The following is a 1,353-nucleotide window of genomic DNA, read 5'->3' as shown; positions in this document are numbered from 1 at the left end:
TAAAAAATGTATGGTCTGCTCCTTATCTGCAAGCTTGAACTGATTTCCAGAAGTCGTTTGCGTCAATGTATCCGGCCTATCTGTGAGCCGTTTTCCGGCTCTGGCCTTGATGGGATCCGCACGTCGTCGTCCTAATAAAGCTACCAGTCATGAGAGACTGCTTTTTTAGCCAGGCTGCAACGTCGTGGGGTGAACGCTTCTGTCATCTGTTTTTGGCTCGCAAAACCGGGTATGAGTTATATCTGTTAAACGGCTGCGCTTGCGTTGGGATAGGGTTGGTAATCCCTGCCGGATGTCAGTACTTTCCAGCAAATTCGCATTATCTTGTTGGCCAAGGCGATAAGGACCACATGATGGTGATGGCCGGCCTCCAGCCTAGCGACCCATTCGCCTAACGATGATTTGTCACGCTTCATGTGAATTTTTAGCGCTTTGGCGCCCTGAATAACCATTTGCCTTAAATAGCTATTGCCACGCTTACTGATCCCGCCGAGCGAAGATTTGCCACCCGTTGAATATTGCCTGGGGACCAACCCCAACCAGGCTGACAGGTCGCGGGCTTTCTTGAATTGTGAGCCATTGCCAATCGCGGCAATCAACGCGGTTGAGACAATCGGTCCAATGCCGGGGACGGTACTGATTTTTTGGCACAAACCTGATGCGCTTGAGGCTTGTCCGAGCATGAGGCTCATGTCATCAATCTGAATATCCAGCTGTTGCCACCGTTCTCTCAGGCGTAATACCAGGGCGCGGATAAAGTCAGGCAAGCCATTCTCGGCATCTTCAAGGATCGTCGGCAGAGAGCGCTCGAAGACTTTTCTGCCGACTGGCACGGTGAGCCCATATTCCAGCAGCAACGCTCGCATCTGATTGACAGTGGCGGTACGTTCGACGATGAAACGCTGACGGACGCGATGAGTCGCCTGCAATGCCAGTTGCTCATGAGATTTCAACGGGACACAGCGCATAGTGCCTCTGCTACCAGCCTCGGCAATGGCGGTAGCATCGTTGAAGTCATTCTTGTTTGATTTGAGGTAGGGCTTCACAAATTGGGCAGGGATAATCTTGGGTTCGAACCCCGCCTGTTGAAACAGGCGCCCCCAGTATTGCGAACCAGGACATGCCTCGAAGGCGACCCGACAGGGTGGGGTCGTGCTAATGAACTGTTTCAGTTGTGAGCGAGTGAGCTTTTGCTTGGCCAATACATGCCCCATGCGATCCATCGCCACCAGGTGAAACCAATTTTTGCCTAAATCGATCCCGTAAATGTAAATCTGCGCTTGAGTCATGATGAGCCTCCTTGATGTTGGCTACAGCATAGCGGGGTGGATGGAGCAGACCATCCCATTAGGC

1 protein-coding gene is annotated in these 1,353 nt (G+C 52.1%); it reads right to left on the bottom strand.

Annotated elements, in window-relative coordinates:
- Positions 1-245 precede the first annotated feature (245 nt).
- On the bottom strand, positions 246-1,289 hold the full coding sequence (locus PG892_RS22255; protein ID WP_103859307.1) for an IS110 family transposase: 1,044 nt from the start codon (positions 1,287-1,289) through the stop codon (positions 246-248).
- Positions 1,290-1,353: the final 64 nt, after the last annotated feature.

This window comes from Aeromonas sp. QDB68 (assembly GCF_027707405.1).
GTDB classification, from domain to species: Bacteria; Pseudomonadota; Gammaproteobacteria; order Enterobacterales; family Aeromonadaceae; genus Aeromonas; species Aeromonas caviae.
This window is presented reverse-complemented; position numbering and strand designations above follow the sequence as displayed.

What these genes read in the sequence shown, in the direction of transcription:
- PG892_RS22255 (WP_103859307.1), bottom strand. Translation starts at nt 1,289, where the DNA reads ATGACTCAAGCGCAGATTTACATTTACGGGATCGATTTAGGCAAAAAT.